Annotated in this window: 12 protein-coding genes; 7 read left to right on the top strand and 5 right to left on the bottom strand. The window is 51.0% G+C overall.

Features of this window, described 5'->3' with window-relative positions:
* On the top strand, positions 1-248 hold a 248-nt coding region (locus H6B10_RS10670; protein ID WP_204651590.1), incomplete at its 5' end, for a hypothetical protein.
* Between the two features lie 185 nt (positions 249-433).
* Here the strand turns inward: H6B10_RS10670 and H6B10_RS10675 are convergent.
* From H6B10_RS10675 to H6B10_RS10690, 4 genes are all read right to left on the bottom strand, one after another.
* Entirely contained in the window at positions 434-1015 is a 582-nt protein-coding gene (locus H6B10_RS10675; protein ID WP_204651591.1) for a hypothetical protein, read from the bottom strand.
* Between the two features lie 123 nt (positions 1016-1138).
* A complete protein-coding gene (locus tag H6B10_RS10680) occupies positions 1139-2191 on the bottom strand; it encodes a Fic family protein (RefSeq protein ID WP_243427349.1) in 1053 nt (350 codons plus the stop codon).
* A gap of 147 nt (positions 2192-2338) precedes the next feature.
* A complete protein-coding gene (locus H6B10_RS10685; RefSeq protein WP_204651592.1) occupies positions 2339-2794 on the bottom strand; it encodes a hypothetical protein in 456 nt (151 codons plus the stop codon).
* Positions 2795-2804: 10 nt separating this feature from the next.
* Complete coding sequence (locus H6B10_RS10690) at positions 2805-3347, bottom strand: GNAT family N-acetyltransferase (RefSeq protein ID WP_204651593.1); 543 nt, start codon at positions 3345-3347, stop codon at positions 2805-2807.
* A 287-nt stretch (positions 3348-3634) separates the two neighbouring features.
* Here H6B10_RS10690 and H6B10_RS10695 point away from each other — a divergent pair, with 287 nt between their 5' ends.
* Genes H6B10_RS10695 through H6B10_RS10720 form a run of 6 tightly spaced genes read left to right on the top strand, consistent with a single transcriptional unit; the run spans position 3635 to position 7502 of the window.
* Positions 3635-4546, top strand: coding sequence for a helix-turn-helix transcriptional regulator (locus H6B10_RS10695; protein WP_204651594.1), 912 nt, complete (start codon positions 3635-3637; stop codon positions 4544-4546).
* 2 nt (positions 4547-4548) lie between these two features.
* A complete protein-coding gene (locus tag H6B10_RS10700; protein ID WP_204651595.1) occupies positions 4549-4872 on the top strand; it encodes a TfoX/Sxy family protein in 324 nt (107 codons plus the stop codon).
* Positions 4873-4874: 2 nt separating this feature from the next.
* The gene (locus H6B10_RS10705; RefSeq protein WP_204651596.1) at positions 4875-5516 is read left to right on the top strand and encodes a GyrI-like domain-containing protein; all 642 of its coding nucleotides are present in this window, start codon (positions 4875-4877) and stop codon (positions 5514-5516) included.
* Entirely contained in the window at positions 5513-6055 is a 543-nt protein-coding gene (locus tag H6B10_RS10710) for a DUF3795 domain-containing protein (RefSeq protein ID WP_204651597.1), read from the top strand. Before H6B10_RS10705 ends, H6B10_RS10710 begins: the two co-directional genes overlap by 4 nt.
* A 4-nt stretch (positions 6056-6059) precedes the next feature.
* Complete coding sequence (locus H6B10_RS10715; RefSeq protein ID WP_204651598.1) at positions 6060-6479, top strand: SRPBCC family protein; 420 nt, start codon at positions 6060-6062, stop codon at positions 6477-6479.
* Between the two features lie 21 nt (positions 6480-6500).
* Positions 6501-7502: a DUF1848 family protein gene (locus H6B10_RS10720; protein ID WP_204651599.1), complete on the top strand. Its 1002-nt coding sequence runs from the start codon at positions 6501-6503 to the stop codon at positions 7500-7502.
* 185 nt (positions 7503-7687) lie between these two features.
* On the opposite strand, the gene H6B10_RS10725 is transcribed toward H6B10_RS10720, so the two are convergent.
* Positions 7688-8145 (bottom strand): hypothetical protein (locus tag H6B10_RS10725; RefSeq protein ID WP_204651600.1); only part of this gene is annotated, 458 nt, incomplete at its 5' end.

Below are 8145 nucleotides of genomic sequence, written 5' to 3' on the forward strand. Positions count from 1 at the left end.
AGCTGAACGGCAGACTCAGCCGCTTTTTGTACATGTCCGATGCCTGTCGCAAAGCTACCATTACCCGCTGGAGGGCAGAAGTAAAGCCCCTGGTGTCGCAGGCATCGGAGCATCCCGAAACCTTTGACCCAGAGGCTTTTGATAGAGAACTATGTGCGATTTTCGATACAATCCGGCAGGAGGAGATGAAAAAGGAACAAAGCAAGAGAAAAGAGATTTCCAAAAAGCGCGGGAGCGGAAAGATGTAAAGGAGGGTGTCCCAGCCTGTAATTAATGTATAAAGCCCGGAAAGTTTCGTGAAACAAGACTTCCCGGGCTCTTTTGTAGTCGTGGGTTTAAGTGTTAACTGCAAAATTTTCAACAAGATATGCGGCTATTCCCCACCCATATAACACGATGTATGTACTAAACCTCGCATCGGCTATCATATCTCTCACAACACAGCAAATCCCCGGCTCAGCGGTATGGCCTTATAAGTCCAATCTTTCAGTGTAAACAGGTTAGAAGATTCATCAAACACATCAAGTTCATCTGTTCCATCAGTAATTTTCTTCAAGTATCGCATTTCAATCAAATACAGAGCTCCTAAAATATTTAGAACATTCTCCAGATTGGCTTGTTTCAACTTACCATAGCGATTATGTTTAATGTCCGTAAACGCTCCCCACCACGGCAACGACTGTCCAGGCTGACCAATATTCCAATTCATGAACGGCTGGATTTCTATATTATACTCCTGTACGCTGATTTTTTGACTTGTTATGTCTGTTGTATTGCTTAAAATATGCTGTGCATAGTCTGTAATCGTTTTTCGATCTGTTGTATTGAAGCCGCAAAATTCTTTGAACACAGTATCCAACTCTGCGCCGATGACTTGAATTAAGAGGGCATACCCATTGGAAAAAGTATTGAAATTTTCCTTATGTAGTTCTACATATTCTATCGATTCAATAAAACGTTTTTCAAGCATCAAGTAGTATTTCCAATGATTTTGGCTGAGTTCTTTTCTATTCATAGTTTTCGTCCTTTTTCTATATTTTATTGTACTTTTTCTTCGAAACAATCTGTACCATTTTTCAAAAAATTCTTTTTAGCACAAGTGACACTAAATTAGATTTGGTAGAAACATTTGCATCTACTATTTAGATAACCGATATCCCCACGTGCTTCCTTTACGGCATTTTATAAGCCTATCATCTATAACGAACCCGGCAAGTATTCTGTTCGCTGTGGCTGCTGACACGCCACACAGTTCCCGCACATCGGCGTTCATAATGTAGTCGTGAGTTTGGAGATATTCCTGAATCTTGTTCCAGCGAAGTGTTGCCTTATCGATCTTCACATCGCTCACTTCATCATTCAAGTTGATGGCCTCTATGAGCGATGCCTTGATAGCTGAGAGCATAAAACCAATAAACGGTGTAGACTCTCCGGCGTCATTGGAGGCGTTAATGGCATCATAATACTCCTGCTGGCGGTCATGGATGATAGACTCTACAGGGAGCCAAGCAAATACGGGATTCCATTTAGAAAGCAGCAGTGTGTGCCACAGACGGCCAACGCGGCCATTCCCATCAGCAAAGGGATGAATAAGTTCAAGCTCATAGTGGAACACACAGCTGCGAATCAGCATATGAACCTCACTGGTCTTTGCCCATTCTAAAAGCTCCATAACCAAATCAGGAACATATTGTGGAAGCGTCCCAAAATGCAAGACATGACCTTTGCTATCTACTACGCCTACCGGTCGGGTGCGGAACATCCCCGATTCTTCAACCAAGCCACGAGTCATTATACCGTGGGCGGTCAGCAAGTCATCTACGGAATAGGGATCAAGCTCATCAAGTCGCTCATAAATCTCATAGGCGTTCTTGACTTCGGCAATATCTTTAGGCGGCGCCAGAACGCGCTTTCCATTCAGTACAGCAGTAACCTGCTCCAAAGAAAGGGTGTTCTGCTCAATCGCCAATGAACCATGGATCGTGCGGATTCGGTTGATACGGCGCAAAGTGGGATTGGCAGTAAGACGGTTTGTTCCATTGAGTTTTCCAACCAATTCGGCAATTTCCGCTACATAGTCAATCATTTGGTTTGTTATTTCAAAAGGAGGCTTTTTATTTCTCATTTCAATACCTCGTAATGTAAGGGGAATAATTTTATTATACCATCCATCACTCATTTCATCAATCAAAACAGATCCCCTTTTGAGAGATGCTTTATAGCACAAACAAAATAAGGCGGTGAGTTTTACACTGCATTATCAGACATATTGGGCGTATTTTATGTATAGAAAACAGCGGCGAACTTCCCGCTTGGGAAATCCACCGCCGTCTTTAATTTACCGGTTGATGCTGCACTCAGCCTGCCAGAGTGCCTCCTGCTTTGGCGTGACCTGATAACTTTTGTACTCCCGCAGAAATCCCTCGTGCCCCATGAAGGATTTGGAACCTTCAAAGTACATATAAATCGCCTTGGCCCGTGCCAGCAGGTCGGGGTAGGAAGTGAAATGGACCTCCTTGGTGACCCAGCTGGGAACGCTGGCAATGGGAGGCTCCCCGAAAGGAAACCGGTCATAGAAGGTGTTTTCCTCCGAAACCCAAGTGAGCAGATCCTGGTCACCGCACAGCAGCACCCAGACGGGATGCTCCCCCTGCGGGCAGGCAAAGCAGCCCTTGCCGATCAAAGCACGGAAAACATCGCTGAAGCAGGTGTTGCTATCCAGTGGGAAGGTACAGAGTTCGCCGCTTCCGGGAAGCCGGACCTGGATCTCGGAATTTTGGGATGTTTGGTTCATAGTACACCTCTCATTCCATGACTTTGATAAAGCGGAACATTTCGTCGGGGCCGTCCTGCTCCTCGTCGTTCTGGGGCGGCAGATCAAGCGGATGCTGTGCGGTGAAAAACTCCACGATCTTGAAGCCGCATTTGTTGAGGTAAAAGTGGATATTCCGCTTTTCAAAATATGGAGTAAAAGTTTCCCACACCTTGGTTTCGGGATGCAGTGCCTCCACTGCCTGCCACGCGCCGTATCCGATGCCCCGGCTGTGGACTTCGGGGTCGGTGAACAGGATCTCCAGCTCGTTGTGGCGGGTAGCCCGGTCAATTTTCAGGATCGCGCCGCCTACTTTCTGCCCGTCGCAGATAATGCGGTAGACTTCACTGTCCGGCGCATCCAGACAGGCTTCGATGGTCTTGCGGGAGATGATCTCGCCCTGGCTGTCCAGATGATCGTCCCGCATTCCAAACTCCTGCATGGCACCATACCAGAAGGCCCGCTGGTTGTCCAGGATGAACTGCTCCCGGTCGGCGGCCTCCAAAGGGATCAGACTGACGGATGTGTGTTGCATTATTGCCCTCCTAAAGAAAAACGCCCGATCACTACAGCAACTGCAATAACCGAGCTCACTCGACATCTTATCCGACAGGCGGCCTGCAAGCTTCCGCTTACGATCCCCTACACTACGGTGTACTGTCCTCCGATGACAGCACCATCATAGCGTATTTGGAGCAGGATTGCAAGACGATGGGTAGGCTTTTCCCGCAGAAAAAACATTCCCTCAAAGCCAAACATGACAGACAGTTGTCCGGTTCCTATGGTATAATACAGGCAAAAGAACAAAGGGCGGTGATAGCCATGAAAATGGATCGGCTGATCGGCATTTTGTCAATCCTTCTTCAGCGGGAACAGGTCACCGCACCGGAACTGGCGGAGCAGTTCGAGGTGTCCCGCCGCACCATCCAGCGGGACATCGAAGCTCTCTGTCGGGCAGGTATCCCCATCACCACCGCACAAGGTGCTGGCGGCGGGATCTCCATCATGGAAGGATACAGAGTGGACCGCACAGTGCTCACTGCCCCGGAAATGCAAGCCATTCTGGCGGGGCTGCGCAGTCTGGACAGCGTCAGCGGCACCCGGCGCTATGCTCAGCTCATGGAAAAGATGTCCGCCGGAAACAGTACCCTGATACCCGGCGGCACTCACATGCTCATTGATTTGTCCTCGTGGTACAAAAGTAGCCTTGCCCCTAAAATCGAAACCATGCAGAATGCCATGGAGCAGCACCGTCTTGTACATTTCACTTACGACGCACCCAAGGGCACATCGGTGCGCAGCGTAGAGCCCTATTATCTGGTCTTTCACTGGTCCACATGGTATCTGTGGGGCTGGTGTCAAACCCGGCAGGACTTCCGCTTGTTCAAGCTCAACCGCATGACAAACCTTTCTACCGGAGAACCCTCTACACCACGCCCAGCCCCTTTGCCGGATCTGAACCCGGAGCGGATTTATCCCACGCAATATCAGGTGTGTGTTCGTTTTGCTCCGGCCTGCCGTTGGCGGCTGGTGGAAGAATACGGTGCAGACAGCTTTGCCGTACAGCCGGATGGTACCTTACTTTTTCGTCGAGGTTTCCCGGACGCGGACAGTGTAATCAGCTGGATTCTCACCTTTGGGAATGGAGCTGAGCTGCTGGAGCCTGACGAGTTGCGGGAACAGCTGGGGGCTCTTGTCAGGCGGCTAGCCCAGCGCTATGAGAAACGGAGGTAGCTATGGCATCCCATCCTGATTACGTGGAGTATGTGGTAGAACAACTCCGAGGGGCTGGAAGTGTCCGTGCCCGCAAAATGTTCGGAGAATACGGCCTGTTCTGCGACGGTACCTTCTTCGCTGTTATATGTGATGACCAGTTGTTTATCAAAATCACACCACAGGGGGAGGCAGCCTTTCCCGACCTGCCGAAGGCCCCATCTCATGAAGGAGCCAGCGATTCCTTTGTGATAGAGGACGTGGACGACCCCACCATGGCGGTGGAATTGACCCGCATCACCTGTGAAGCGCTGCGCAAAGCGGCATCCCAAAAGCGGAGGAAATGAAGATGGCTTTTGACTACAAGAAAGAATACAAGGAATTCTATCTGCCGCCCAAAACACCGGGCATCGTCACGGTGTCTGCCATGAACTTTCTGGCGGTGCGCGGGCATGGCGATCCCAACGAGGAAAACGGGGCCTACAAACAGGCCATCGGCCTTTTGTATGCGGTAGCCTACACCATCAAAATGAGCAAGATGGGCAGCCACAAGATGGATGGTTACTTCGACTATGTGGTGCCGCCGCTGGAGGGCCTGTGGTGGCAGGAAGGTGTCCATGGCGTGGACTATTCCCGCAAGGAGGACTTTTGCTGGATTTCTCTGATCCGTCTGCCGGACTTCGTGACCAAGGCCGAGTTTGACTGGGCCGTGCAGGAGGCCTCCCGCAAAAAGAAACTGGACTGCTCCCCGGTGGAGTTCTTCACCTGGGAGGAAGGTCTGTGCGTTCAGTGTATGCACATCGGCCCCTACGATGACGAGCCTGCCACGGTAGCCGCTATGGCGGAATACGCCAAAGCACAGGGCTATACGGCAGACTTTGGTGAAAACCGATTCCACCATGAGATCTACCTGAGCGATGTGCGCCGGTGCAAACCGGAAAGCCTGAAAACCGTGGTGCGCCACCCGGTGCGAAAGGTGGATCAGGTATGAAAGGCTTCACACGGGAAGATACCGAGTTCAGCCTGTGTGGCCTGAACTGCCTGCTCTGCCCCATGCAGTTGGGCGGCTACTGCCCTGGCTGCGGAGGCGGACCGGGCAACCAGAGCTGTGCCATTGCCCGGTGTTCATTGGATCAAGGCGGACATGCCTTTTGCAGTGATTGCTCCTCTTATCCCTGCGTTCGGTATGATGAATTTGATGCGGCAGATTCCTTTGTGCCTCATAGCCGCCGTGCCGCCGATCTGGATCGCGCCCAGGAATTGGGGCTGGATACCTACATAAACGAACTGCGGGCCAAACGGGCAATTCTGGATAAGCTGCTCGCCAACTATAACGATGGCCGCCGCAAAACCTTCTATTGCGCGGCGGTGTACCTGCTGCCGTTGGAGGATTTGAAAAACGTTGTGGCCAAGCTGGAGAATCAGCCGGAATGTCCCGTCAAAGAGCGGGCCACGGCTGCCGTGAAGCTGCTGCAAGAGACAGCTGATGGTCACGGTGTCTGTCTAAAGCTGAAAAAGAAGAAGGGGTGATTGTGTGGCAGTTTCTAAAGTGATACACTCGTTTCCCTGTACTGTAGAACAGCTGTGGCAAATCGTGACCGACCTGACGCATACCGACTGGCGCAGCGATCTGGCGCGGGTGGAGGTTCTGGACGAAACACGCTTTGTGGAGCATACCAAGAGCGGCTATGCCACCCATTTTTCGGTTACAACCTGTAAACCAAAACAGTTTTGGGCCTTTACCATGGAAAACGGGAATATGTCCGGCTCCTGGGAGGGACGGTTCGAGGCGGTGGAAGGCGGTTCCCGGTTGACCTGCGTGGAAACCGTCAACGGCAAGCGCTGGTGGATGCGCCCCTTTGTCTCTGGCTATCTGAAACGACAGCAGAAACTGTATATGGATGATTTGCTGCGGGAAGTGAACCGCATCACAGACGGAAATGCTGCCCGGTAATCAGTCCAATGCAACCCGGAGGTGAACCCCTTGATTATCAGCGCCAGCAGGCGGACTGATATTCCCGCCAATTACCCTGATTGGTTTTGCAACCGCATCCGGGAGGGCTTTGTCTGCGTCCGCAACCCCATGAACTTCCATCAGGTGAGCCGCATTTCCTTGTCACCGGATGTGGTGGATGGCATCGTATTCTGGACCAAGAATCCGCTGCCGCTGATGACTCGGTTGGAGGAACTGCGGGCCTACCCGTTCTATTTTCAGTTTACTCTGACACCATACGGAAAAGACGTGGAGCCGGGTGTGCCCAACAAAAACGACGTGATCCTGCCCACCTTTCAGGAACTTTCCCGCAGGATTGGCCCCGAACGAGTGATCTGGCGGTATGATCCCATTTTGTTCACCGACCGGTACACAATGGACTATCATATTACCTTTTTCAGCCAGTTGGCCCGATGGCTGGAGGGCTATACCCGCAAGTGCATTATCAGCTTTGTGGACCTTTACCGCAACACTCAGGCCAACATGAATGGTCTGGGCTTTGCTCCGCTAACGGAAAAGGAAATCATAGACCTTGCCCAGCAATTGGCCGATATTGCAAGCAAACACCACCTTGTGCTGGAAACCTGCTCAGAACAAATCGACCTATCACCATACGGCATTGCCCATGGCCACTGCATTGACCGCACCTTGCTGGAACAGATCGCTGGGTGCCATCTTTCATTGGACAAAGACAAGAACCAGCGCCCCGAATGCGGCTGCATGGCAAGCATCGACATTGGTATGTACGACACCTGCCGCCACGGTTGCAAGTATTGTTATGCTACGCACAGTCTGAAAACCGTTGCACGCAATACACAAGCCCACGCTCCGAACTCACCGCTGCTCTGCGGGCAGATTCTGCTGGAGGATGTGGTAAAGGAACGGGCGGTAAAGTCATATAAGGAAGAGTTTCCGCAATTTTCTTTATGGAAACCGATTTGTCAAGGGGAGATTACCCTGGAGTTATACATTTTTCTTTTTTGAGCTTCTGAGCCGTCGCCTTTCACCGCGGCCCTAAAATTTTGCATAAACACGACACAAGATCAGCAGCGTGTAAGCAATCAGAAAAAACTAAACCGCCTGTCCCTATGGCCGAGATAAGGGTCACTAGGACAAGCGGTTTTCTTTGCCTTAAATGATGACTGGTAAGATGTACATATTCCATGACGTTAGTCAGAACGGAAATAAGTCTGGTGGTGTACCATAACATCGTCTAGAATGCCTGAATCATCAAAACCAAGCTTCCAAGAGGCCGGGTCAAGAGGGTCATCAATTTCGTATTTCAAGCTATATCCACCATAGGTTGCCTCAAAGCTATCGTTCGGTTGGCCATACAGTTTTAAGACATCTTCTCTGGTAGACCATCCCAGCATCAACCCACCGGGAAGGCGTAGTTCTGTACCGGAAAAGTCGTAGTTGCCATATATTACATGAATACCTCCCACCGTGCTCTCGGCGACGGGGATCGTGCTTTCGGTGGTGTTGAAGACACAGACGCTGATATCCTGCTCGTGGTCATTGGTCAACGAGACCCATTCCCATTCATAGGACGCATACGGGCCTTCCGCGCCGGGCAGAGAAAGCCCGGCATCCTCCGCGGAGATCACCCACCCGTCGTCAAGAAAAT

It is taken from the genome of Gemmiger formicilis, from assembly GCF_016901605.1.
Taxonomy (GTDB): Bacteria; Bacillota; Clostridia; order Oscillospirales; family Ruminococcaceae; genus Gemmiger; species Gemmiger formicilis_B.

Bases quoted from the DNA above. Each gene is read 5' to 3' on its own strand.
- H6B10_RS10710 (WP_204651597.1), top strand. From the start codon at position 5,513: ATGAAAGGCTTCACACGGGAAGATACCGAGTTCAGCCTGTGTGGCCTG.
- H6B10_RS10705 (WP_204651596.1), top strand. From the start codon at position 4,875: ATGGCTTTTGACTACAAGAAAGAATACAAGGAATTCTATCTGCCGCCC.
- H6B10_RS10675 (WP_204651591.1), bottom strand. From the start codon at position 1,015: ATGAATAGAAAAGAACTCAGCCAAAATCATTGGAAATACTACTTGATG.
- H6B10_RS10700 (WP_204651595.1), top strand. From the start codon at position 4,549: ATGGCATCCCATCCTGATTACGTGGAGTATGTGGTAGAACAACTCCGA.
- H6B10_RS10695 (WP_204651594.1), top strand. From the start codon at position 3,635: ATGAAAATGGATCGGCTGATCGGCATTTTGTCAATCCTTCTTCAGCGG.
- H6B10_RS10685 (WP_204651592.1), bottom strand. From the start codon at position 2,794: ATGAACCAAACATCCCAAAATTCCGAGATCCAGGTCCGGCTTCCCGGA.
- H6B10_RS10690 (WP_204651593.1), bottom strand. From the start codon at position 3,347: ATGCAACACACATCCGTCAGTCTGATCCCTTTGGAGGCCGCCGACCGG.